This is a genomic window from Streptomyces sp. NPDC001904 (assembly GCF_040297005.1).
GTDB lineage: Bacteria > Actinomycetota > Actinomycetes > Streptomycetales > Streptomycetaceae > Streptomyces.
In genome coordinates this window covers 18,254-40,794 of the sequence record NZ_JBEOYI010000044.1, presented here as the reverse complement: position 1 = coordinate 40,794, position 22,541 = coordinate 18,254, and the positions used below count along the sequence as shown (strand labels likewise).

The window sequence follows — 22,541 nt, the reverse complement described above, 5'->3', positions numbered from 1 at the left end:
GGCCACACCCTGACCGTCCGGGCCACCGACCGTACGGGCGAGACGCAGACGGAGAAGCGCACCGCCACCATCCCCGACGGCGCCTCCGGCTGGCACTCCGTCGTCGTCACCGTCGACTAGAAGGAGGCACGGGAACGGACAGGAAGCGACGAACATGATCCTCACGGTGGGCGGACCGGGAGCACATGAGTTACTGGTGTGGTCACCCAGTTCACACCGCGTTCCAGCGGTCTTCGGAAGGCGGCGCATGACGGAAGCCATCTCCATCGGCCCCAATCCAGCCCACGGCCCGGATTTGCCTGCGCTGATCAAGCAAGTCGGGGCAGGGAACCAAGAGGCGTTCGCCACCGTCTACGACGCCGGATGCCATGCGGTCTTCGGGCTGGTCCACAAGGTGTTGCGCGACCATGCCCAGGCCGAGGAAGTCGCCCAAGAGGTATGGGTAGAGGTGTGGCGCACGGCAGGACGCTACCGTCCCGAGCGTGGGACGGTGCTCAACTGGTTGCTCACGCTGGCCCACCGGCGCACCGTCGATCGCATCCGTTCCGTGGAGTCCGCGGCGGCCCGCGATCACCGGGCCGCTCTGCTTGACCGGCCGCGAGAGTTCGACGAGGTGTCCGAGCAGGTCCAGGCACAGCAGGAGCGGGAAGAACTGCGCCGGTGTCTGCGTTCATTGACGGAGATCCAGCGCCAGTCGGTGACGCTGGCGTACTACCAGGGCCTGACCTACAAAGAGGTTGCTGAAGAACTGTCGGCGCCTTTGGGCACGATCAAGACGCGGCTGCGGGACGGGCTCATCCGGCTCCGTGACTGCTTGGGGGTGACGGCATGACCGTGGACACGGGCGATGTGCACACGCTGACAGGCGCCTACGCACTCGACGCACTCGACGACGACGAGCGCGAGGCGTTCGAGGCGCACATGGCCACATGTGAAACGTGCGCGCTGGAGGTACGGGAATTCACCGCCACCGCCGGACGCCTCGCACTGGCCACAACACGCCGCGCACCTCAGCATCTGAAGTCACAAGTCCTGCAGCAGATCAGTCAGGTTCGCCAGGAGGCCCCTGGCGCACCAGTCAACGCGTCCACTCCGACGAGGACACGGCACAGTACGGCCGTGCGGTGGGCCTTGGCTGCCTGTGCGGCAGGGATCGCCACGCTCGGCGCGACCACCATGTGGCAGCACGACCGAGCCGACGACGCCCGCAAGCAGGCGGAGGCCGTACAGGAGCAGTCCGACCGGATCGCCGCAGTCCTCGCCGCACCCGATGCCAAGGTCGCCTCGGCGGCCCTTGTTGATGGAGCGCGTGGTTCGGTGGTCATCTCGCAGAGCAGCGGCAGGGCCGTATTCATTGCGTCCCACATGGCCGCCCCGCCGAAGGGCAAGGTGTACCAGCTGTGGTTCGCCGACGGCGGCCACATGCGTTCGGCCGGCTTGATGGATGCCGCGCGCACCGACCAGAGCGTGCTCATGGACGGCCGTGTGGGCGAGGCCACCGGACTCGGCATCACGCTGGAGCCCGCCGGCGGTTCACAGCAGCCGACGAGTCAGCCCCTGACCACGATGGCTCTGCCTGCCTGACAGCCCGGATGCCGCTGAGCGCGCATGGGTTGAGGGGTGCACCACGATCGTGGTGCACCCCTCAACCGCGTTGATGCGTAGCCAGCTGTGGGGCTTCGCGATCAGGGCGACTGTCCGTAAGGCGCACGATGGCACCTGACCTGCGGATTTTCACTGAAGAGCTCGTAGGAGGTTCACTCTTTCGAAAATCGACCAATCCGCTGCACCCGGCGCTCCGGATTCCGTGCGATGGAGGCAGATGGCCTTCACGGATCTGATCGCTGAGGGATTGTCATGCAGACTCGAGTCCGTCGTGCCGCTGTTGCTGTTGCTGCCGCCGCGATGTTGCCGCTGGCCCTGACGGCGTGCTCCGACAGTGACTCCAAGGACAAGGCGTCCGACAGTGCCTCGTCCGCGTCGAAGGGCTCGGACATGGCCAGTCCCTCTGACGACATGAGCACCGCCGACGAGCCGTTCGGCTCGGCTTGTTCCTCCGTCCCCAAGGATGGTGCGGGCTCCTTCGACGGCATGGCCAAGGACCCGGTCGCGACCGCCGCCTCCAACAACCCGGCCCTGTCCACCCTGGTCACCGCCGTCAAGAAGGCCGGCCTCGTCGACACGCTGAACAACGCCAAGAACATCACCGTGTTCGCGCCGACCAACGACGCCTTCGCCAAGATCCCGAAGGCCGACCTGGACAAGGTCCTCAACGACAAGGCCCAGCTCACCAAGATCCTGACCTACCACGTCGTGGGCCAGAAGCTCGCGCCCAAGGATCTGGAGAACGGCTCCTTCGACACCCTGGAGAAGTCGAAGCTCATGACCTCCGGCTCGGGCGAGTCCTACAAGGTCAACGACACCGCCAACGTGGTCTGCGGCAACGTCAAGACCGCCAACGCCAACGTCTACATCATCGACTCCGTCCTCATGCCCAAGAGCTGAGGAGCTACGAGCTGACGCAACCGCGCAGAGGGAAGACGGGAAATCTGCGGTCCTCCCTGCGCCCCGGGTACCTCGAGATTGCAGGAGTGGGGCGAGGGAGCGGTCCGGGAGGGTGTGAGCGGTGGCCTCCCGGCGGTTGTGTCCGGTGGGTGAGGCGGACGGCGATTCGGAAGAGCAGTCGCCACCCGCTTCGCCCGCCTTCTCTGTTCCGTTCGTGGTCATCCTCGGCATGATGTGGCATCCCTGCATCGCTGCGAGCTCGCTGCACGTCAAACTGAAGTGGGAACCGCGAGCGTGGATGTGCTGGATGCATTGCTCTGTCTGCCTGTTGGCGTTGTGGCAGCCACCCTGGGGCGTCTGATCGACACTGGCAGGCCCCGTATCTCGGTGATGTGGACGATGAGTGCCGCCGTCCTCGCAGCGCTTGCCGGCACGGTCGGTTGGGTCTTCAATGCGCCGGCTTGCATTCCTGAGGCGGGCTGGACGGTTTTGTTTGCGCAAGTCATTCCAGCCGCCGTAGCGGTGGCCTGTACGGAAACCGTCGAACCTTGAGCCGCTACTGCTCGTAGCAGCTTCCCATGTCCTGACGTACCAGAGCCCTCATCGTGTCTGGATCCGCACACTGTGCAATAAGCCCGCTCAGGGGCCGCTGCGTTGACGTACCCGGTCCATGATCTGGCGCAGTTCGTCGAAGGCTCTCTGTTCCTGTTCGCGGGTCGAGCGTGACCCCTTGAAGACGCTGTCCCGGCTTGCGCAGACGCTGGCGTACCGGTCAAAGCCGGCTAGGACCTCCCTGAGGAGGTGCTGGGGGTCATCGGAGGACTCGCGTCGGTCCTTCTGCGGCTTGTGCACCAATCCTCCTGCTCCACACACTGGCTGCCGATGGACAGCGCACCTCCATTGTGTGCCACCCCGCACCCCAGGTTCGCTACCGGCAAAAAGGCTGCACTGTGCGATGCGTGTGCGTGGCGCATCCCTGGCGCCGGGTGATGGTGCGGCACCAGGGATGGGTGATGCGATGGCAGCCCGCGGGTGGACAAGCCATCAGTACCTATCGGGTGTTGGGCTACTTCCACATGCCCATGTGGCCGCTGTGGTTCATCGAGCCGTGGTGGCCCATGTGGCCCTCGTCCCAGGCGTGCCCGCCCCAGTTGTCGGAGCCGTTGGCGCAGCTGTTGCCGAAGGCCGGGTTGAGCAGGCCGATGACGTTCACGGTGTTGCCGCAGGCGTTGACCGGGACGTGGACCGGTACCTGGACGACGTTGCCGGACAGCACGCCCGGCGAACCCACTGCAGCGCCCTGGGCACCGGCGTCCGCGGTCGCCGCGCCCGCACCGGCCAGCAGCGAACCGCCGATGGCCACCGCGATCGCCGCACTCTTCAGCACACGAGACATGAAACGCTCCCTGCTCATCCGAACAGTCCCTGGACCTGTCGGCCGAGGACAAGAAGCGGTCGGCTTCTCACTGGCCATCCGGAACGTCCGGGGCAGCCGGATTGGCCGCACACTCTGAGTTCACCCGTCCGGACCACGCGCTTCCCGCTGTTGCCTGCCACAGCAGCGAAAACTGCTGCACTGCGAGCAGCGGCGGACGGCCGCGCCTGGCTGTGATCAACATGCGCATCTCGGGATCCGCGTCCAGCGTCGAAGCAGGCGGTGCTTCCGGCCTGTTCCGCCTGCCCGTGGTCGTGTGTCCGCGGGTCCTGCTCGGCCGGGCGATCTCGAAAGGACCGCATCCATGCGCAAGCTTGCCAAGTACGTCGCCGTCGGCGCCCTCGTCGCCCCCCTGGTCGTTGGTGCCGCGGGCCTCGCCTCCGCCGACGGCGGCCCCGCCTACAAGAAGGCGCAGAACTCCGCCAACGTCAACGGCGGCATGACGATGGAGACGGTCAGCGGCTTCACCCCCGACGGCAAGGCGTACTTCAAGACCACCACCAAGCAGGCCGGTCCCACCGGAGCCACCGGCAACACCACCGGCTCGCACTCCTGAACCTGCTCAGGATCGTTGCCTCCTGAGGGAGACACGAACGGTGTGGCGCCCCGCGTGCGGGGCGCCACACCTCTGTGATCGGTCACACGCGCGGGCTCACGTCGGTGGGAATCCACCGGTGTGGCAGGCGCTGGTTCCACCACGCACGAAGCAGGCCGAGGTTCTGGTGGCGCTATGGCGCTAATGCGATGCCCACGCCATGATCGTGGGGCGCGGACGCGTCGTGGTCCCCAACCACTTTGTGGTCCAGCTCCCCCCCGTTACCTTCTTCGTGGCTCCGCAATGGGGCCTCCGGCCTTCGGGTCCGGCATGACTTCCCCCCCTTGTTGCGGTTGATGATCCGGGGGGTGGTGTCACCGGGCCCGGAGGCATCGACAGACCGCTGATGAGGGGCTTGAGCACCGGCTTCACCCAGGCCGGAAGAGCTCTCCGTAACGTGGAGGTGGCAGCTCGGTGCCGTAGCAAGGCCGGACGAAAGCGTGAGCGGAGGGGCCTGCACGTGATCGACACCGGCGACATCGACGTCTTCCTCGGCCTGGACGTCGGCAAAGGCGAACACCACGCCACCGCCGTCACACCGGCCGGAAAGAAGGCCTTCGACAAGCGGTTACCCAACACCGAACCCAAGCTCCGCGAGCTGTTCGCGAAACTCCAGGCCAAGCACGGGACGGTGCTGGTCGTGGTCGATCAGCCGGCCTCGATCGGCGCCCTGCCTCTGGCGGTCGCCCGGGACATGGGCTGCCCGCTCGCCTACCTGCCGGGGCTGACGATGAGGCGGATCGCCGACCTCTACCCGGGCGAGGCCAAGACGGACGCGAAGGACGCGTTCATCATCGCGGACGCCGCCCCCACACGCTGCGGGCCATCGACGGCGAGGACGAGACGATCGCCGAACTGGAGATGATCGTCGGGTTCGACGACGACCTGGCCGGCGAGGCCACCCGGGTCGCCAACCGGCTCCACGGCCTCCTGACGCAAATCCATCCGTCGCTGGAGCGGGTGCTGGGACCGCGATTGCAGCACCCGGCCGTCCTGACACTGCTGGAAAGGTTCGGGTCACCCGCCCAGATCCGCAAGGCCGGCCGTCGGCGACTGATCACCCTGCTACGGCCGAAGGCCCCCAGGATGGCCGAGCGGCTGGTCGAGGAGATATTCACCGCATTGGACGAGCAGACCGTGACGGTCCCGGGGACCGAGGCGGCCGCGTTGATCGTCCCGAGCCTGGCCGGCTCACTGACGGCCGTCCTTGACCAGCGAAAACTCTTGGCCGGGCAGATCGAGAAACTGCTGGAGGACCACCCTCTTTCCAAGGTCCTGACGTCGATGCCGGGAGTCGGCGTCAGGACCGGAGCCCGGATCCTGATCGAGGTCGGCGACGGCAGCACTTTCCCGACCGCCGGCCACCTCGCCGCCTACGCCGGACTCGCCCCGGCGACCCGAAGCTCGGGCTCATCGATCCGCGGCGAACAGCCCTCCCGGAGAGGAAACAAGCAGCTCAAACGGGCCTTCTTCCTCTCCGCGTTCGCCGCTCTGGGCGACCCGGCTTCCAGGGCCTACTACGACAAGAAGATCGCCCAGGGCAAGCACCACACCCAGGCACTACTCTGCCTCGCCCGACGAAGGGCCGACGTCCTCTTCGCCATGCTCCGCGACGGAACCTTCTACGAACCCCAGCCCGCCAAGGCGGCCTGACCTGCAGAAATTGCACTACAAGGAAGGAGATTCCCCGAGATGCACCACGACATCTGAACCAACACGCCAGCCGGCAAGACGCCGCGGGCTCACCCCATGAAGGTTGACCCTGTCCGGATCGGCACCGGCCTTGACCAGCAGGGACAACACCGCACCATCGCCCCGATACGTGAACACGGCCTGCCACAACGGCGTATTGCCCTGCCCATCGGGTGCATCCACCTCCGCACCCTCCGCCAGGAGAGAGCCGACAGCCGCGGCATCCTGCTCATCCGCCGCGAAGTGCAGCTGCGTCCACCCCTGACGACTCTCACGACCCAAGCCCTGACCCTCATCCGTCATGCCCATCATCATCACGATCACTTGACGAAGGAGATAGGGGCACCCCCCCCGCAGACCTGCCAACAGCTGGACGGCGTAGCCGAAGCGGTGTGCCGTGACCTGTCGGTGTGTCTGCGCCGGCACGCGGCGCAACGGGGCTACAGCTTCGCCGGACCGGTACGCGTATAGGGACCCACGGACAGTGCTGTCCTGTGTCACCGAACCTTCAGCGTTGAAGGTGACACGAGGGGACCCAGTGCTCGGCCGCATCAACAAGCGGGCGGAGACGATCAGTGGTGTCAAAGCGCCACTGCCCTGCGCTTGTCCTGGCCAGCACGGATGTGGCTTGCGGGGAGGCCCTTCACACTTGCGGGATGAAATCCGGGTTGAAGCCGAGTGAGGCGGTTGCCTCGCGCACCGCGCGGTCGAAGCGACGAATCTCCGCTACCAGGTCCCCCCAGGGCACTGGAGCGGTCCAGAGATCTGGTTCTAGGGCCGTCCCGACCCTCCAACCCTCGTCGCAGCGGACGATGCGGATGACTCCACGCTCTGCCCAGTCCATCGAGTCGAGCTCGAAGTTGCCGCGGACCTCGTCGGGGACCTGGAGCCACTGCGCCATTCGATAGGCCAGCTCGGCAACCTGAAAGAGTTCCTCCGACCACAGCGTCCGGCCGTCCTCCTCGATGGAAAAGTCGGCCTCAATGTCCAGAAGCAGGGCGGCGATCGGGGCGTTGTCCGGTGTGTAGCCACGCTTGGGCAGGTCCGGAGCGCCGATGTTGCGAAACGTGAGCCGCATGGAAGTGGCCTCCAGGTAGTTCGAGGCCTACTCCGTGTCGAGGCCGTTCAGGATCGAATGACCGTAGCAAGGCTCTAGGAACAGGGCACCACCTCCGACCAGCGAGCTCAACCTTCGGTGAGAAAGAGAACCGTCGGGCAAGGTGCGGTGAGAACGCTCAACCTTCGCTGCGACAGGACACCAAGTGCCCGCTGGAGGTGTGGGCCGCGGCCACTTATAGAATCAAGTACGTGAGTGAGTTTCAGGCGCCTGACCTCTCCACCGAGGAACGCCTCGTCGCGCATCAAGCCCTCCTCGTCTGGCTGGAGTGGCAGGCCCGGCACGAGCGGGAGGTGATCCGGCGCCTCAAGGCCGAGGCGGCCACCGAGCGGCACCGCCGCGAGCAGGCCCGCCGGGGGATCGGCTTCACGATCGAGGCGGACCGCTCCGGCCTGGGAGCAGTGGTGCACCGCAGTTACTGCGGCCTGGCGAAGAGACGGCGGAGATCGTCGATGCCGTCGCCGCGCGCGATGCCCTCGCGGCCTCCGGCGGCGACAAGGCACCACAGCCCTGTCAGGTGTGCAACCCGCTGCCCGCCCTGCGCCACGTGCCGCCGCCGACCGCCGACCTGTGGGCGAGCGCCTGACCTACGGCCTCTCTCGGGCGGCGGTCTCACAGCAGATCGGGGTGCACCCGCCGCACGGCCACGGCCACGGTCACGTGTCGCGTGGTGCCTGCCTCCACCTCCGCCGCCAGCGGCACGCACGTCGTGTACACGGCTCCGTCCAGGACCTCGCGGCCGCGCTGCCCACGTGCGGGCGGTCTCCTTCCGCGCTTTGAACGTGCGGAACTGGCAGCGGATGGTCGAGGCGTGGGCCGCCGACGACGAGGCCATGGACGCTGCCTGGTTCGACGACATCACCGCCGACCTCGGCTCCGACTACGGCGCCTACGAGTACGTCATGAACATCGGCTTCGCCGCCTGAGCCCGTCAGGGGTTGACGTAGTCGCCCCAGCCGAACGTGGCGACATAGGCCCGTCGAACTGCTTCCCCACCACGCACGCCCCTCATGCGAATGACGGTGAGCGCGAGGATGAACCAGGTGGTGAAGCCTCCTGCGACGATCACAGTCCAGCGAGTGCCGGAGAAGCAGGCGACAACGATCAGAGCAATGATCGTCACGGCCAGTCCGATGTGGCCGCCGCCGATATACGTGCTGGCCCTGTTGCCGCCTGTCATGAGGGCCCCCGCCGAAGATCACTCTGTCCTGTGGCAGCAGATTACGGGGCTCTGCCGGTGACGTCAGTACCGCTCCGGCGCTGACAGCGGCCGCCGTCACGGAACAGGTGGCGGCGGCCGTGTCGTCATCCGTGCCGGTGGTCGCGGGCGTGGCAGCAACCACCGCTGCTGCACACACGGCAGGCTGCCGATGATGCACTCGTGGCGACACCGGCTACGGAAGGTAACCAAAAGTTGCGTTAGCACCCGCGCGCGGAATGATTGGAGACCCGCTGACATGCGGCGCCCGGCTGTGCCGAAGCATCGGCGCCGGCCGCCTCGTCCCGGTGTTCTCACTCGTCCTGATCGTTGGAGGCGTGTGTTCATGTCGAATCTGCCTGACCCCATCACTCCGTATCTGGAGCCCGCCGCCCGTGAGCTGGCTGAGGCGACCGATCCTCACCCGCGGATCTACGAGGTCCCGCCGGAGCAGGGCCGGGACATCCTCGCGGGCCTGCAGAGCGGCGAGGGGGTGGACCGGCCCGAGGTCGACGAGGAGTGGGTGGATGTCGACGCGGGCGAGTGGGGCACGGTCCGTACCCGCATCATCAAGCCCAAGGGAGCCACCGGCCCGCTGCCCGTCGTGGTGTATATCCATGGCGCGGGATGGGTGTTCGGTGACGACAAGACCCACGACCGGCTCTTCCGGGAGCTGGTCGTCGGAGCGGGCGCGGCCGGAGTGTTCCCCGTCTACGACCGGGCGCCGGAGGCGAAGTACCCCACGCAGGTGGAGCAGAACTACGCCGTGGGCCAGTGGGTCCTGAAGAACGGCGCCGACCACGGGCTGGACACCTCCCGCGTGGCGGTGACCGGCGAGTCCGTCGGCGGCTGCATGTCGGCCGTGTTCGCGCTGATGAACAAGGAGCGCGACAACGGCATCGACCTCAAGGCGCAGGTGCTGCTGTACCCGGTGACGAACGCCGACTTCGACACCCCGTCGTACCTGCAGTTCGCCGAGGGCTACTACCTCACACGCGACGGCATGAAGTGGTTCTGGAACGCCTACACCACCGACGACGCCGAGCGGAAGCAGCACTACGCCTCCCCGCTCCAGTCGAGCCTCGACCAGCTGAAGGGGCTGCCGACCACGCTGGTGATCACCGACGAGGCCGACGTCCTGCGTGACGAGGGCGAGATGTACGCGAACAAGCTCCGCGAGGCCGGCGTCGACGTCACGTCCGTCCGTGTCGCCGGCATGGTCCACGACTTCCTGCTCCTGGACAGCCTGCGCGACACCCGAGCCGCCAACGTCGCCCGCCACCTCGCGATCGACGCACTGCACAAGGCATTGCACGACAACTGACATCCCCGGCAGCGGCGGGCGGACCACGCGGGTCCGCCCGCCGCTGCAGGAAAGCTGCGTTTTCGAGGAGGCGACACCATGGCTGGTGACGACCCGCACCGCGAGTGGACCCAACGGCTGACCTCGCTCGGCCCTGACATCCCGGCGGACAAGGCTCGCAAGTTCGTCCACGAACTGTACGACCACGCGCAGGCCGACCTCGACGACGAACGGGCCGAGGCGGAGTTCGAGCGCGAGGAGTAGGGACCGCGAGCGTACTGCCGCCCGGTTTCCACGCACGAGACCGTGCCTCCGTCGTCCAGCTATCTCGGCTGTGAATGCTCAGCGCTCGGCGAGCCCGTTGGGAGACAACTCGCCGGTGATCGAGCGGAGCTGTCCGCGCTGCCGTTCTTCCTCTGCGATGCGTCACACATGCGATGGCGCGCGCTGTCCCGGACGGGGGCGAAACCGGGACAGCGCGCGCCAGCTGTGGGGTGTGGTCGGGCGGCGCCAGTTCCCCCTTGCTTCCCCTTAGCCCTTCTCCTCTGGCGCTGCCCGACCGGCTGACGATGAGCGGCCGATCCTCATCGTCGCGCCACATCCTCAGGTGAACTACGAGTGCCCCGATACGGGCAGATGGTGGCTACACGATGGGGTGAACTGCTCCGCCAGGCCGCTCGCATGTACGACAACGGTGACTCCTCGCGGATCGGCGGAGCCTTGCCCCCGGCGTTCGTGGTGCGGTCGTGACGGCGTCAGGGCGGCGCGGGCGCACAGTATCTTTGGCCTGAGGAGTGACATTTAGTCACTGAATCTTGTTGAATGATCCATGAAGCGACGGGATCAGTGGATCGTGTTGCTTCGCAGTGTCTGGGAGTCACACCGTTGCACTGCGGGGCGCCCCGTTTCCCGGAGCGCCCTTTCTTGTGAGCCGCCGTGAGGTCCGCTTGCAGGTTCTCGACCGTTTCGCGGTCGGTTCGCACCCGTGGGAGACGATGAGCGCATGTCTGAGCAGTACTACCCGGCGAGTCCGGTCGTATCGAACGGTCCGTCGGGCACGTTGTGGGTCCTGGTGCTGGCCGGAGATGTCGACCCGGAGTTCGTGGACGAGGTGGAGGAGGCGTTCACGCGCGCAGAGCGGGAGAGCGCTGGCTTGCTGTTCACCGTCGATGTCAGCGCCCTGCGCTTTTGCGACTCCGCTTTGCTGAACCTGCTTCTGCAGACAGCCCGCCGGCGCCCGGTCGTCCTGGCGGGGGAGAACGTCTTCGTGCGGCGCATGCTCCAGGTGACAGGTGTCGGAAGTGCCTTCACCGTTGTTGCAGATAACGACGCCGCCCGCGGCCTGACAGCACAACCTCACGGCGGCGACGGGACACAGACCGGAGTGTGAGGAAGCGTGTACAGGGCACGCGAACGGGACACACCGGACGCGAAGGGCTGCAGATGTTCACCACCGACTCGAGGCGCGCATCCATCGCCCAGGCGCGTCAGCAGGTGGTGCAACATCTGGTCGCCGCCGGTGTGCCGGCCGACTTGGAGGCAGTCCAGCTGGTGGTGAGCGAACTGGTCACCAACGCCGTCCGCCACACGCCGAACAGCTCATGGACCCTCAACGTCACCGTCGACGGTGACCGACTCACCATCGACGTCTGCGACAGCGACACCACCCCGCCCCACAGGCGCACTGGAGACCTGAAGGACGGCCGCGGAGGCCTCGGACTGCCGATGGTGCAGTCGCTGTGCGACAAGACGGAAACCGTAGTCACCGACACGGGCAAAACCGTCACAGCTCTCTGGAAGATCACCTAGGCAGGCGGGGGAGCGGCCCAAGTTCCCCCCCGGACCTCTGGGTGACGAAGGACGCACGCGCGACCTACGACGCGCACCACGCGCTCCCGGCGCTGAACGGCCCAGTGATCGGCTTGCAGGTGTGCGACGTGTGCAAGCCGATGAAAGCCCTGGTAGCAGCGGAACCCGACGCTTCGTAGATGTCGGCGTCGGCGGTTGTCAGTGGTGATCGCCGATGTCTGACCCCGCGCCGGCATCGGACGTCGGAGGCAACTGCTCACCGTCGTGAGTACGGGGCGTTTCCCGGCTGGTGGTGGCGGACGAGGCGTTCGGGGAACCACCACCGGTGGTGAGATACGTCAGGGTTCCGGTGATCTCCAGAATCCGGTTCAGCAGACGGGGGCGTCTTTCGAGGTGCAGGGTCGCGCCCGCGGCATCGACATGACGCCGCAGGGCCAGGAATGCGGACAACCCCATGGAGTCCACTACGGTCAGCTGGAGACAGTTCACGATGACGCTCTTCACGCCCGGGCGCGCGGCGAGGGCCTGCTCGGCGTGCTCGGTGAACTCGTCGCAGGTTTCGTAGACGAGCTGCCCACTGACATACAGCGTCACAACGCCGTGTCTCCGGGTGGAGGTGACGAGCAGGAGGTCGGGGTTCATATACGCGGTCCAGGAATGCTCAGGGCGCTTCGTGCCGTGGCCAGAATGCGGGTGGCGCGGGGGAAGTCGGACAGTTGCCGGTCAAGTGAACCAAGTGCGGGCAGCAGGCTGACGGCGGGGACCCCGCGCGCGGTGAGGATGTCCGCGGTCCATGTGATGAAGCGCGTGAACAGCGCGGCATCGTCCACATACAGTGCGGTGGCGAGGTAGTTGACGGTGTGATCGATGTCCTCGACGGTGCGCTCTCGCTGGTACTCGGTGTACTTAAGCATCGCGGGAAAGCCTTCTTCCACGTCCGCGACGGTCTGCTTGACGAGCTGGCGCCGGCACTGGCAAACCATCGTGTACCCCTGGTCGTCCAGGTGCGGGAGATCCACAGTGACCATCCTCGCCGCCTGGACGGTGGGGCGCTCGACTCCCCGGACCAGGAGTCTGTCGGCGCCGACGGCATTCGCAGCCCAGTCAGCCTGCATGAGGCGGCCGTACGCCCCGTCGGGGCCGAAGGCGGCACCGCCGGCGATGACGGTAACTCCGGCCTTCTGGCAGGCCCTGACCGCGGTGTGGGGCGACCGGCAGGACGCCTCCGCCCCTGCGGGCGGCACCGACAGCGCCCGGTGGGAAGCATCGTTTCTCCGGTAGGACCATCTCTGGCAGCCGGGTGAGTGTGCGGGAGATCGGCTGACGCCGGGGCGTCGGTGCCGGTAGCAACGGGCCATGAAGACCATGACGATGCGTGGCTTTGCGGCCGTCGCGTTCCTTGTGCTGCCCCTGCTCGCCACCACTGCCCCGGCCCGCGCCGAGGCCCGGGCGGAGATGGTGCAGATCCGTCTCCAGGACGGGATCGCTTCCCTCCCGCAGGCCGCGGAGGACCGGGCGGGCTATGAACGGACGAGGTTCCGGCACTGGGTGGATGCTGACCACGATGGCTGCAACACCCGCGCGGAGGTGCTGATCGCCCAGTCACGAACCGAGCCCGTGATCGAGGGCACGTGCAGGGTGACTGCGGGGGAGTGGTTCAGCTACTACGACAGTGCCACGGTCACCGACCCCGCGAAGCTCGACATCGACCACCTGGTCCCGCTCGCCGAAGCCTGGGATTCCGGCGCAGCGCAGTGGACGCCGGCCCGGCGCGAAGCGTACGCGAACGATCTGGATGCCGAGCGTTCGCTGATCGCGGTGACGGCCCGGACGAACCGCAGCAAGGCTGATCAGGATCCCGCCCAGTGGCTTCCGCCGGCCGCGGAGGCCTACTGCCAGTACATCACCGACTGGGTGTCCACCAAGCTGCGCTGGAAGCTGACCGCCGACCCGGCCGAGATCGCCGCGCTGAACCAGGTAGCCGATGGGTGCGGGTACGCCGCCGTCGCTTACGAACCCGCCCCCTGACGAGCGCTGAGGGCCGCTCGCTGAACCCCTGACTGCAGGGGCCCGGCAACGCGGTGGCTGCTGCTGGTCGCCCAGCCCTACTCCCTGCATGCGGCTCACCGCTGGAACGGCCAGCTCGCCCGGACGGACGCGGGCTCTCCGTCCCTCGTCGACTCCAATACGTCGTCCGGGATGTAGTCGACGCGATCGAAGAACGGCACCCAGGAAACCTCCGCCACCTCCCTCGATGACGCCGACCGCGCCTCCCTGGACTGGGACGAGGCCCCCGGTCTGCCGTGGGGTGGGCCGGGGGCCTCGGGATGGAGCGTCGGCCGGTGCGGCCCGGATGCACAACCTCGCCCTTGCCGGATAGAGCTGAGGGCCGCACAGAGGCAAGGCCTGTCCAAGGCGATCCGAAGATCATTTAAGGGACAGCCCTAGCCGCAGAAACTCGACGAAGTCCGCGTCGGAGTGCGCGAGGCTGAGGATCTGCCCGCGCTCGGTGACACTCCGCCCGTCCGGGACGACCCAGCGGATGCCCGACCAATCGAGGTTGCCCGTCCTGCCAGCGCACCTGGGCCCGTGTTCCTGAAGAATGCTCTTGTCAGCAGTACAGCGCGAGGAGGGTGTCATGAAGACGATCGGCTTGATCGGGGGGATGAGCTGGGAGTCGACGTCGGAGTACTACCGGCTGCTGAACGAGTTGACACGCGACCGTCTCGGTGGCCTGCACTCGGCCCGCTGCGTGCTGTACTCGGTGGATTTCGCGGAGATCGAGCAGTTGCAGGTGCAGGGCCGCTGGGCGGAGGCAGGTGACATGCTGGCCGCCGCCGCTCGGTCGCTCGAGAGGGCGGGTGCAGACATGGTGCTGATCTGCACCAACACGATGCATAAGGTCGCCGGACAGGTCGAGGCCGCAGTGACAGTTCCCCTGCTGCACCTCGCCGATGCCACGGCTGACGCAGTGACGGCGACTGGGCTACGCACTGTCGGTCTACTCGGGACCGCCTTCACGATGGAACAGGACTTCTATCGGGCCCGGTTGGAAAAGCGTGGCCTGGACGTACTGATTCCGGAGGCGGCGGATCGTGCGCTAGTCCACCAGGTGATCTACGAAGAACTGTGCCTCGGGGTGGTGCAGGACACGTCGCGCGCGGAATACCAGCGTGTGATCAGGAAGCTCGCCGAGAAGGGCGCACAGGGCGTCATCCTGGGGTGCACCGAGATCGAGCTTCTGATCGGGGCACAAGACAGCCCGGTGCCGGTCTTCCCCACGACGCGACTGCACGTCGAGGCGGCTGTCGAAGCCGCGCTGGCCGCTGCAACATAGACGACCATTAGGTTCTTTGGCCAAAAGCCGTCGAGAGCCTGCGTGGTGTAGGTGGCCAGGCGCCGGCACGCAGACGTGCCGCTGGGGCTTCCTGGCGGCTGCGAAAGCTGTGTTCATCGATCCCGCGCCGCCCTCCTACGCGGCCGGCTCGCCCGCACCGATCTCATCGGCCCCCGACTTGGTGTGAGCGGCCTCCCGCCCGCCCGCACCCAGGTCGAGCCGGGCCCGGTCGTCTTGCAGGAGGCCGATCGGCGCCTGGCCCATCGCGTTGCGCCGCCGCAGTACGTTGAGCCACTGTTTGGGGACGTGCCGCGGGCGAGCGCCTCAAGGTCTACCGCTGGGTGGCGGGGGAGGCTCCGATTGCCAATCGGCAGGGGCGTCCGTGTCGGTGTGCCGAAAGCGCAGAGAGGGTGCCCGCCGGCCGCGGCGGGAACCCTCTCTGCGCTGTGCTCGGTGTCAGCCGCGCACGATGTTCTCGGCCTGGGGGCCCTTCTGGCCCTGGGTGATGTCGAAGGTGACCTTCTCGCCCTCGGTGAGCTCGCGGTAGCCGTTGCCGGAGATGTTGGAGTAGTGGGCGAAGACGTCGGCGCCGCCCCCGTCCTGCTCGATGAAGCCGAAGCCCTTTTCGCTGTTGAACCACTTCACGGTACCGCTGGCCATACTGCAATCCTTCACATCACCCGAGGTCCTCAGTCGAGGCCCGGAGTCCAAACGCACTCCCGTGCGGAGTGCTTCGGACCACATCCTGCCCCATGAGCACCACAGATAGCCGTCGATCAGGATGGGCAGGAGGAAGGCCCTTGTTCGACACGGGCGCCGCGCGGTGCGCGCGTAGGTGTCGGCGACGCTAGTTGGCGAGAGTGCAGGTGCAGGTGTGGGTGTCCTGCCGCCGGGCGGAGCCTGTCGAGCCGAACAGTCATGCATAGGGTTGGCTAGAGCACGTGGAGTGATAACGGATTCTGGTGGGGGATGCGTGGACCGTCGTCCGGTAAAGCTTGTCTTGGACGTCCTGCTCATGCTGCTCGGGGCACTGTTGGGCATGGCGGCCAACTACGCCACCAGCCAGACGGATCAAGTCCCGTGGCCACTGCGCCTGTTGCGGGAATGGTCGGTGCCTTTGGTCGCGGTCGTACTCTTGCTTCTCGTCGCGGGGCAGGTCTGGCTGCACTTCTTGGAGCGGCCTGTCGCGATCACGCGGACGTGGAACTCCTCGCAGCCGCCGTACCCCGGGCTGGAGGCATTCACTGAGGACGATGCCGGCGTATTCTTCGGCCGTGACCGGGAGATCAGGGATCTCGTCGGCAGGCTCAATCCGTCCGCACCGACCCGTGCGCACCGGTTTGTCGCGGTGATCGGCCCCTCCGGGAGCGGCAAGTCCTCGCTGGTGCGGGCGGGACTGCTGCCCGCCCTGGGACGGCGGCGTGGCCTCTGGGTGATCACGCCACCGTTCGCACCGGGCGCCGATCCGCTGGCGAGCTTCACGTCCACTCTTGCCGCGGTGCTGCCCGATATGACCGTCGAGCAGGTCCAGACGGAACTAGCGCAGGGACCCGCGGGCGTACGGCGGTGCCTGGACCGGCTGCGCACGGCGCGGGGCGGACGTGCCGCGCCAGTGCTCCTGGTCGTCGACCAGCTTGAGGAACTCCTCACGTTGACCGGAGCCCAGGACCGGGGGCGCGTTCCTCTCGCTGATCGATGAGTCGCTTGCGGCGGACCCGCATCTGTGGGTTGTGGCCACCTTGCGATCGGATTTCCTGACCGACTTCCTGGCGACCGGATACGCCGCGCTGATTCACCAGCCGACGCTGGTCGGCGTGCTCGGTCGCACAGAGCTGTTCGAGGCGATCGAGAAACCCGCGGAACAGGCGGGCCTGAGCTTCGCTCCCGGGGTCGTGGCACGGATGGTGGACGACACCGGAGGTGGGGACGCACTGCCGCTGCTGGCGTACACCCTTCAGGAACTCTTCCTGCGAGTCGGCTCCGGCGGGACGGTGACGGAAGACGAATACCGTCGCCTTGGCGCAGTTGCCGGGGCACTGTCCGACCAGGCGGACCGGATCACCGCCGACTTGCGTACGGTCGACGCGGACACACCTGTGCTCTCCACACTGCTGAAACTCGTGAGCCTGGAGCACGGCGAGCCGACTCGCCGCCGCGTGCACCGCGAGGACCTCACGCCCGAAGAGCGCACCGTGACCGATGCCTTCGTCACCGGACGCCTGCTCACCAGCGACAATGCCGTGCTGGATGTCGCCCATGAGGCGCTCTTCCGGCAGTGGGCTCCGCTGCGTCAAGCTGTCGCGGCCGGTACGGACAAGCTGCGGCGCCGTACGGAGCTGGAAAGGTGGGCACAGGACTGGGAACGCTCGGGCCGGCAGGACGCCTATCTGCTGAGCGGCGAACGGCTGGCCGTCGCACGCGCATGGGCGGACGAGGCGTCTGGAGCCCTCACCGGCGTCCCGCTCGTCGCGGCCTTTCTGGAATGCTCCATCCGCCAGGACAGAATCTCTATGCAACGTGTCGCCGACGCGGTCGCCCACCGGGCTCTGGAAAGCGCCGAACGCGACCCGGAGTTGGCGATCCTTGCGTCGCTCGCCGCCATCGAGGAGTGCGCACCCACCTCGGCGGCCCAACAGGCCCTGCACACCGCTCTGGGCGCCTCCCGGCGGCGTGCAGTCTTCCGGGGCCACGAACGGGACGTCAACGCTGTGGCCTGGTCTCCCGACGGGTCGCGACTGGAGACCGCGTCGGACGACGGCACGATCCGGATTTGGGACGCCCAGGGGGCCGTAGCCCCCGTCGTCCTCACCCATGCCCACGGCGACAGGGTGTACGCCGTGGCCTGGTCGCCTGACGGGAAGCGGCTGGCCGGTAGCGCGCGGGACCGTACCGTCACCGTCTGGGACGCCGAGACCTGGGCCGCACTCGGCGTGCTCACCGGTCATGACGACAGCGTCGGGGCTCTTGCGTGGTCACCGGACGGCGACCGGCTCGCCACGGCGAGCAGCGACCGTACTGTGCGGATCTGGGATGCGGAGACGCATGCCGAACTGACCGTGCTGACCGGCCATGAGCTGCCGGTGTGGGCCCTGGCCTGGTCACTGGGCCGACGGCAACTTGCCAGCGCGTCGGACGACGGCACGGTGCGCGTCTGGTCCCTGGCACCCGGCGGGCGTACCACCGAAATGACCGGCCACCGGGCCGGTGTCTCGGCCGTCGCCTGGTCCCCCGACGGCCGCCGTCTGGCGTCGGTGTCGGAGGACCGCACGGCTCTCATGTCGATCTCCCCGCCGCACGCGCACCGTTGGGCGAGGGTCCGCTTCTGCGCGGCGATGTCGAGGGCCTGCTCCACCCGCTCGGCGGCGCCGGCCGCGACGGTCCCGATCCGCCGGGCCTGCACGGCGTCGATCGGCCGGCACGGGCCGGGCCGGGACTCGATGCGGGCGAGGAGCCACAGGGAGGCGCGTACTGCGTCGCGGCGGCCGGTGTGCCGCCACCGGCGCGGGTCGGCGAGGTCGGCGCGGGCCAGTACGGCGAGGCGCTGCCGGTCGGCGTACGCGATGTCGGCCTCGCGCTGGCTGCCGTACGTGGCGCGGCGGGCGGACGGCATGGCCATGGGTGCGCGCTGGACCTGGCGGGCGATGTCGTCGGCGCACGCGGTGAGCGCGGCCTCCACGGCGCGCATCGTGTCGAGGGCGTGGGACCGGGACTGGGCGGTCGCCGAGCTGGAGCGGGTCGCGTCCTTGGGCGCGGAGGTAGGCGGCTTGGTGCGCGTCGTACTCCTGCTGCTCGGCGTCGTCGAGGCGGGCGAGGTAACCCTTCAGGCCGAGACCATGGGCACCCAACTGGGCCGGGCTGCCTGCGCTTTCGCGGAGATCGTTCGAGTGCAGGGCGACAGAGCGGAGGTGTGACCAGTCGGCGGTGCGCAACCGGCCAAAATTCGGGATCGGCATCAGGCCCACGGTCTGACCCTGCCCTGGAGCTCCGTGGTCGTTGAGGGACACATAAACCGGGTGAAAACACTCAAGCACTCATGTATTTGCTGGTTGCACCCGCCGTTAGGTGACCGGTCGTCAGGAAGCGTTCTTGCGCAGGGCCGCCAGGGCCTGGTCCGCGTGCGCGCTCATCCTGAACTCGCTACGCACCACTTCGATTACGCGTCGGTCCGTGCCGATGACGAACGTGGCTCGTTTGGTGGGCAGAGGACCGAATCCGCGGGCCACACCGAACTGGCGCCGCACCACACCCTCCGGATCGGACAGCAATGGGAACCCGAAGGTGTGCTTCTGTGCGAACTCGCGCTGCCGCTCGACCTCGTCCGAACTGATGCCCACAGGCCGGGCGCCGGCGGCCGCGAACTCGGCGGTCAGATCGCGAAAGTGACAGGCCTGGGCCGTGCAGCCGGCCGTCATGGCGGCCGGATAGAAGAACACCACCACCGGGCCCTCGGTCAGCAGCGAGGCGAGACTCGTGGGTGTGCCCGTCTCGTCGGGCAAGGTGAAGTCCTCCACTACCGAACCAACTTGGATCCGGGATGAAGCGGGCACGATGACTCCCGACTGCTTGCTGCGGACACGGAACGGACGAGTCTGATCCTACTCGCCGGTAGGGACTGGGTGTCCGGGAGGCAGGGCAAGTGCGCGAGGCCTGCCTCAGCCTGGACTACGTGCTTTCCATCCGCTCCGACGTTATGGCCCACCCCTTCGACGCAGTGCCCGAGGCACCCGCACGCAAGGGCACAGGCGGCTGCCGACCCTCGGCCGACCGAGCACCGCAACGTCACCGAGCTGGCTCTGCGCCTGCCCGACGGGCCTGAGGTCGGCCCGAGGATTGAGCCGCAGCGAGGAGGGCTGGTCGTCGAAGTCGAAAGCGAGCTTGAGGCCGACCACTTCCATGAATTCGAGATCCGGCCGGGCACGGCCAACCTCTTCTTCGTGTGGGTGCACCGCCACCAGCGGCGCCGCGAGGACTCCTGAGACCTGGCCCAAGGCCTCATGCCCGGCCCGGCTTCGTGCCGGGACCATTCCCGCGGGCACGGGGAGCAGCCCCGGCTCGGCCGTGGGGTCGGTCGCCGGCAGGACCATCCCTGCGGGCGCGGGGAGCAGATGGAGTCCCCCACCGGGGAAGCCTCCTACGTGGGACCATCCCCGCGAGCGCGGGGAGCAGGCGTCGGCGTTCGCATCCGTGTCGGTGCCTTCGGGACCATCCCCGCGGGCGCGGGGAGCAGGCGGCAGACATCGCGTTGTAGGTCATGGGCGGGGGACCATCCCCGCGGGCGCGGGGAGCAGGTCCGCCGAGTCCGCGAGCCGGTCCCTGACCGGGGACCATCCCCGCGGGCGCGGGGAGCAGTGCGGCCTCCTTCTCGGCCTGTTCCCTGACCGGGGACCATCCCCGCGGGCGCGGGGAGCAGCGGATCAGCTCGGTGATGGCCAACCCCTCCTGGGACCATCCCCGCGGGCGCGGGGAGCAGGTCGGCGGGGTCGCCGGAGCGGCCGTGTGCGCGGGACCATCCCCGCGGGCACGGGGAGCAGCTGTACGACGGAGACCCCGTCACCAACCTGGCGGGACCATCCCCGCGGGCGCGGGGAGCAGAGCCTTCAACTGGGTCTCGGTGAACTGCCGTTGGGACCATCCCCGCGGGCGCGGGGAGCAGACCAAGGTCCCCGAGCCGGAGGAGCCGCTGCGGGGACCATCCCCGCGGGCGCGGGGAGCAGGCGCGCAGTGATGACGCCTCATGGGTCGCCATGGGACCATCCCCGCGGGCGCGGGGAGCAGAACTTCAGGGAGTCCTCGGTGGTCAGGCCCACGGGACCATCCCCGCGGGCGCGGGGAGCAGGGCGGCAGCCGTCGCCAGGCCGTACACGCCGTGGGACCATCCCCGCGGGCGCGGGGAGCAGGAAAGGCGTGGCCCATCATTCCGGTGTCCGTGGGGACCATCCCCGCGGGCGCAGGGAGCAGGGCGGCCCGGGACAGTTCAGAGAGAGCCGCGAGGGACCATCCCCGCGGGCGCGGGGAGCAGCCGAAGGTAGGTGTCCAGGCCGAACGTCGACAGGGACCATCCCCGCGGGCGCGGGGAGCAGAAGGGCGGTAAGGCGGACGTCGCGCAGAAGGCGGGACCATCCCCGCGGGCGCGGGGAGCAGGGTGTCCGGGTCAAACGGGGTGTTCGTGATGCGGGACCATCCCCGCGGGCGCGGGGAGCAGCACTCGCCGCCCCGGTGGACGCGAAGCGGGATGGGACCATCCCCGCGGGCGTGGGGAGCAGGCAGACACACGGGGCGGAAGTAGCGGCGCCTCGGGACCATCCCCGCGGGCGCGGGGAGCAGGCCGCCTACACGTCGGCCCGCGCCCTCGGCCAGGGACCATCCCCGCGGGCGCGGGGAGCAGTGGCGCTGCGTCGGCTCCGGCAGACGCGTCGGGGGACCATCCCCGCGGGCGCGGGGAGCAGATGAACCACGGGAAGGCCCGTTCCGGCGGCGCGGGACCATCCCCGCGGGCGCGGGGAGCAGGACATCACCGTGGAGAAAGCCGCCTGACGGCGGGGACCATCCCCGCGGGCGCGGGGAGCAGACGCTCGCCGTGTGGTCCTGGTCCTTGGGCGGGGGACCATCCCCGCGGGCGCGGGGAGCAGGTCACGAAGGCATGGAAGACGCTCCCGGCCGAGGGACCATCCCCGCGGGCGCGGGGAGCAGTTCCTGGTCAACCCGGACGGACACCTGAGCCTGGGACCATCCCCGCGGGCGCGGGGAGCAGGGCGGGTGGCAGTGCGACATGTGCAGCGGCTGGGGGCCATCCCCGCGGGCGCGGGGAGCAGCTCACCGTCTGGGGGCCGCACGCCTCCCGCGCGGGACCATCCCCGCGGGCGCGGGGAGCAGCGTTCTCCTTGGGCTGTGCGAGGGCGGCACGCAGGGACCATCCCCGCGGGCGCGGGGAGCAGAACCACCCGGGCGGGTCGGCGGCCAGGTTGGTGGGACCATCCCCGCGGGCGCGGGGAGCAGCACCGTTGGACCACCCAGAAGGACGCGCAGAAGGGACCATCCCCGCGGGCGCGGGGAGCAGGTCAGTGCGTTGTTGAGGGTGGATCCGTTGACGGGACCATCCCCGCGGGCGCGGGGAGCAGTGGACGATCAGTGCGGGGTTCGCCCAGTTCTCGGGACCATCCCTGCGGGCGCGGGGAGCAGCCGATGACGCCGCTGGCCGCCGCCGCGATGGCGGGACCATCCCCGCGGGCGCGGGGAGCAGGGCGTGGCGGGGAACGTCGCCCCGAAGGAGACGGGACCATCCCCGCGGGCGCGGGGAGCAGGCCCGCACGTCGCCGCCCGCGGGGACGACGTAGGGACCATCCCCGCGGGCGCGGGGAGCAGGACAACAACCTGGACGGCGGCTCGTCGCTGGCGGGACCATCCCCGCGGGCGCGGGGAGCAGCCCTCGATCGCGTTGCCGTACTTCTGCGCCATGGGACCATCCCCGCGGGCGCGGGGAGCAGGCGCGGTGGCCGCTGCCCGCGGCGGCGGCCCTGGGACCATCCCCGCGGGCGCGGGGAGCAGTATAC

The 22,541-nt window shown here is 68.5% G+C and carries 23 protein-coding genes, 1 pseudogene and 1 CRISPR repeat array (1 of these 25 cut by a window edge); of the genes and pseudogenes, 15 read left to right on the top strand and 9 right to left on the bottom strand.

The window, feature by feature from the left end; translation table 11 throughout:
* Positions 1–247 precede the first annotated feature (247 nt).
* The 4 genes from ABT127_RS37440 to ABT127_RS37425 all read left to right on the top strand — a co-directional run bounded on the left by ABT127_RS37440 (position 248) and on the right by ABT127_RS37425 (position 3,057).
* Positions 248–832, top strand: coding sequence for a sigma-70 family RNA polymerase sigma factor (locus ABT127_RS37440; RefSeq protein WP_351460427.1), 585 nt, complete (start codon positions 248–250; stop codon positions 830–832).
* A 2-nt stretch (positions 833–834) separates the two neighbouring features.
* Positions 835–1,584 carry an anti-sigma factor gene (locus tag ABT127_RS37435; protein WP_351460435.1) on the top strand — a complete coding sequence of 250 codons (750 nt, stop codon included), beginning with the start codon at positions 835–837 and terminating at the stop codon, positions 1,582–1,584.
* A gap of 273 nt (positions 1,585–1,857) precedes the next feature.
* On the top strand, positions 1,858–2,505 hold the full coding sequence (locus ABT127_RS37430; RefSeq protein WP_351460424.1) for a fasciclin domain-containing protein: 648 nt from the start codon (positions 1,858–1,860) through the stop codon (positions 2,503–2,505).
* A 294-nt stretch (positions 2,506–2,799) separates the two neighbouring features.
* Positions 2,800–3,057, top strand: coding sequence for a hypothetical protein (locus ABT127_RS37425; RefSeq protein WP_351460422.1), 258 nt, complete (start codon positions 2,800–2,802; stop codon positions 3,055–3,057).
* Between the two features lie 87 nt (positions 3,058–3,144).
* Here ABT127_RS37425 and ABT127_RS37420 read toward each other — a convergent pair whose 3' ends face one another.
* Together ABT127_RS37420 and ABT127_RS37415 are read right to left on the bottom strand one after the other, a co-directional pair.
* Entirely contained in the window at positions 3,145–3,357 is a 213-nt protein-coding gene (locus ABT127_RS37420) for a hypothetical protein (RefSeq protein ID WP_351460420.1), read from the bottom strand.
* 214 nt (positions 3,358–3,571) lie between these two features.
* On the bottom strand, positions 3,572–3,901 hold the full coding sequence (locus ABT127_RS37415; RefSeq protein ID WP_351460418.1) for a chaplin: 330 nt from the start codon (positions 3,899–3,901) through the stop codon (positions 3,572–3,574).
* Between the two features lie 343 nt (positions 3,902–4,244).
* On the opposite strand from ABT127_RS37415, the gene ABT127_RS37410 reads away from it, so the two are divergent.
* A complete protein-coding gene (locus ABT127_RS37410; protein WP_351460416.1) occupies positions 4,245–4,496 on the top strand; it encodes a hypothetical protein in 252 nt (83 codons plus the stop codon).
* Positions 4,497–4,998: 502 nt separating this feature from the next.
* Positions 4,999–6,188 (top strand): annotated as a pseudogene (locus ABT127_RS37405) (IS110 family RNA-guided transposase).
* A 15-nt stretch (positions 6,189–6,203) separates the two neighbouring features.
* On the opposite strand, the gene ABT127_RS37400 reads toward ABT127_RS37405, so the two are convergent.
* Together ABT127_RS37400 and ABT127_RS37395 are read right to left on the bottom strand one after the other, a co-directional pair.
* Entirely contained in the window at positions 6,204–6,542 is a 339-nt protein-coding gene (locus ABT127_RS37400) for an ankyrin repeat domain-containing protein (protein WP_351460433.1), read from the bottom strand.
* Between the two features lie 328 nt (positions 6,543–6,870).
* The gene (locus ABT127_RS37395; RefSeq protein ID WP_351460414.1) at positions 6,871–7,305 is read right to left on the bottom strand and encodes a DUF7878 domain-containing protein; all 435 of its coding nucleotides are present in this window, start codon (positions 7,303–7,305) and stop codon (positions 6,871–6,873) included.
* 821 nt (positions 7,306–8,126) lie between these two features.
* On the opposite strand from ABT127_RS37395, the gene ABT127_RS37390 reads away from it, so the two are divergent.
* A complete protein-coding gene (locus tag ABT127_RS37390) occupies positions 8,127–8,270 on the top strand; it encodes a hypothetical protein (protein WP_502971843.1) in 144 nt (47 codons plus the stop codon).
* Between the two features lie 5 nt (positions 8,271–8,275).
* On the opposite strand, the gene ABT127_RS37385 is transcribed toward ABT127_RS37390, so the two are convergent.
* Positions 8,276–8,524, bottom strand: a complete 249-nt coding sequence (locus tag ABT127_RS37385; protein WP_351460412.1) for a hypothetical protein — start codon at positions 8,522–8,524, stop codon at positions 8,276–8,278.
* 364 nt (positions 8,525–8,888) lie between these two features.
* Here ABT127_RS37385 and ABT127_RS37380 point away from each other — a divergent pair, with 364 nt between their 5' ends.
* The 4 genes from ABT127_RS37380 (at position 8,889) to ABT127_RS37365 (ending at position 11,654) form a co-directional block, all read left to right on the top strand.
* On the top strand, positions 8,889–9,866 hold the full coding sequence (locus ABT127_RS37380) for an alpha/beta hydrolase (protein ID WP_351460409.1): 978 nt from the start codon (positions 8,889–8,891) through the stop codon (positions 9,864–9,866).
* Between the two features lie 78 nt (positions 9,867–9,944).
* Positions 9,945–10,109, top strand: a complete 165-nt coding sequence (locus tag ABT127_RS37375; protein ID WP_351460407.1) for a hypothetical protein — start codon at positions 9,945–9,947, stop codon at positions 10,107–10,109.
* A gap of 739 nt (positions 10,110–10,848) precedes the next feature.
* A complete protein-coding gene (locus tag ABT127_RS37370; RefSeq protein ID WP_351460404.1) occupies positions 10,849–11,235 on the top strand; it encodes an STAS domain-containing protein in 387 nt (128 codons plus the stop codon).
* A 53-nt stretch (positions 11,236–11,288) separates the two neighbouring features.
* Entirely contained in the window at positions 11,289–11,654 is a 366-nt protein-coding gene (locus ABT127_RS37365; RefSeq protein WP_351460401.1) for an ATP-binding protein, read from the top strand.
* A 198-nt stretch (positions 11,655–11,852) separates the two neighbouring features.
* On the opposite strand, the gene ABT127_RS37360 is transcribed toward ABT127_RS37365, so the two are convergent.
* Positions 11,853–12,296, bottom strand: coding sequence for an STAS domain-containing protein (locus ABT127_RS37360; protein WP_351460398.1), 444 nt, complete (start codon positions 12,294–12,296; stop codon positions 11,853–11,855).
* A complete protein-coding gene (locus ABT127_RS37355; RefSeq protein ID WP_351460396.1) occupies positions 12,293–12,673 on the bottom strand; it encodes a hypothetical protein in 381 nt (126 codons plus the stop codon). The genes ABT127_RS37360 and ABT127_RS37355 overlap by 4 nt, the downstream gene beginning before the upstream one ends.
* Positions 12,674–13,010: 337 nt before the next feature.
* Here ABT127_RS37355 and ABT127_RS37350 point away from each other — a divergent pair, with 337 nt between their 5' ends.
* Both ABT127_RS37350 and ABT127_RS37345 read left to right on the top strand, forming a co-directional pair.
* On the top strand, positions 13,011–13,682 hold the full coding sequence (locus tag ABT127_RS37350; protein WP_351460393.1) for an HNH endonuclease family protein: 672 nt from the start codon (positions 13,011–13,013) through the stop codon (positions 13,680–13,682).
* Positions 13,683–14,292: 610 nt separating this feature from the next.
* Positions 14,293–14,991 carry an aspartate/glutamate racemase family protein gene (locus ABT127_RS37345; protein WP_351460390.1) on the top strand — a complete coding sequence of 233 codons (699 nt, stop codon included), beginning with the start codon at positions 14,293–14,295 and terminating at the stop codon, positions 14,989–14,991.
* Between the two features lie 456 nt (positions 14,992–15,447).
* Here the strand turns inward: ABT127_RS37345 and ABT127_RS37340 are convergent, their stop codons facing one another.
* Positions 15,448–15,651: a cold-shock protein gene (locus ABT127_RS37340; protein WP_111667932.1), complete on the bottom strand. Its 204-nt coding sequence runs from the start codon at positions 15,649–15,651 to the stop codon at positions 15,448–15,450.
* 313 nt (positions 15,652–15,964) lie between these two features.
* Here ABT127_RS37340 and ABT127_RS37335 point away from each other — a divergent pair, with 313 nt between their 5' ends.
* Positions 15,965–16,690, top strand: coding sequence for an ATP-binding protein (locus ABT127_RS37335; RefSeq protein ID WP_351460386.1), 726 nt, complete (start codon positions 15,965–15,967; stop codon positions 16,688–16,690).
* A gap of 31 nt (positions 16,691–16,721) precedes the next feature.
* Positions 16,722–18,902: a WD40 repeat domain-containing protein gene (locus ABT127_RS37330; protein ID WP_351460383.1), complete on the top strand. Its 2,181-nt coding sequence runs from the start codon at positions 16,722–16,724 to the stop codon at positions 18,900–18,902.
* A gap of 162 nt (positions 18,903–19,064) precedes the next feature.
* On the opposite strand, the gene ABT127_RS37325 is transcribed toward ABT127_RS37330, so the two are convergent.
* Positions 19,065–19,520, bottom strand: a complete 456-nt coding sequence (locus ABT127_RS37325) for a peroxiredoxin (RefSeq protein ID WP_351460430.1) — start codon at positions 19,518–19,520, stop codon at positions 19,065–19,067.
* A 487-nt stretch (positions 19,521–20,007) separates the two neighbouring features.
* Positions 20,008–22,541: a CRISPR direct-repeat array (repeat unit 29 nt; unit sequence GGGACCATCCCCGCGGGCGCGGGGAGCAG) (it continues 239 nt past the right edge of the window).

Bases quoted from the DNA above. Each gene is read 5' to 3' on its own strand.
- ABT127_RS37440 (WP_351460427.1), top strand. From the start codon at position 248: ATGACGGAAGCCATCTCCATCGGCCCCAATCCAGCCCACGGCCCGGAT.
- ABT127_RS37430 (WP_351460424.1), top strand. From the start codon at position 1,858: ATGCAGACTCGAGTCCGTCGTGCCGCTGTTGCTGTTGCTGCCGCCGCG.
- ABT127_RS37415 (WP_351460418.1), bottom strand. From the start codon at position 3,901: ATGTCTCGTGTGCTGAAGAGTGCGGCGATCGCGGTGGCCATCGGCGGT.
- ABT127_RS37410 (WP_351460416.1), top strand. From the start codon at position 4,245: ATGCGCAAGCTTGCCAAGTACGTCGCCGTCGGCGCCCTCGTCGCCCCC.
- ABT127_RS37400 (WP_351460433.1), bottom strand. From the start codon at position 6,542: ATGATGATGGGCATGACGGATGAGGGTCAGGGCTTGGGTCGTGAGAGT.
- ABT127_RS37395 (WP_351460414.1), bottom strand. From the start codon at position 7,305: ATGCGGCTCACGTTTCGCAACATCGGCGCTCCGGACCTGCCCAAGCGT.
- ABT127_RS37385 (WP_351460412.1), bottom strand. From the start codon at position 8,524: ATGACAGGCGGCAACAGGGCCAGCACGTATATCGGCGGCGGCCACATC.
- ABT127_RS37380 (WP_351460409.1), top strand. From the start codon at position 8,889: ATGTCGAATCTGCCTGACCCCATCACTCCGTATCTGGAGCCCGCCGCC.
- ABT127_RS37375 (WP_351460407.1), top strand. From the start codon at position 9,945: ATGGCTGGTGACGACCCGCACCGCGAGTGGACCCAACGGCTGACCTCG.
- ABT127_RS37370 (WP_351460404.1), top strand. From the start codon at position 10,849: ATGTCTGAGCAGTACTACCCGGCGAGTCCGGTCGTATCGAACGGTCCG.
- ABT127_RS37365 (WP_351460401.1), top strand. From the start codon at position 11,289: ATGTTCACCACCGACTCGAGGCGCGCATCCATCGCCCAGGCGCGTCAG.
- ABT127_RS37360 (WP_351460398.1), bottom strand. From the start codon at position 12,296: ATGAACCCCGACCTCCTGCTCGTCACCTCCACCCGGAGACACGGCGTT.
- ABT127_RS37350 (WP_351460393.1), top strand. From the start codon at position 13,011: ATGAAGACCATGACGATGCGTGGCTTTGCGGCCGTCGCGTTCCTTGTG.
- ABT127_RS37345 (WP_351460390.1), top strand. From the start codon at position 14,293: ATGAAGACGATCGGCTTGATCGGGGGGATGAGCTGGGAGTCGACGTCG.
- ABT127_RS37340 (WP_111667932.1), bottom strand. From the start codon at position 15,651: ATGGCCAGCGGTACCGTGAAGTGGTTCAACAGCGAAAAGGGCTTCGGC.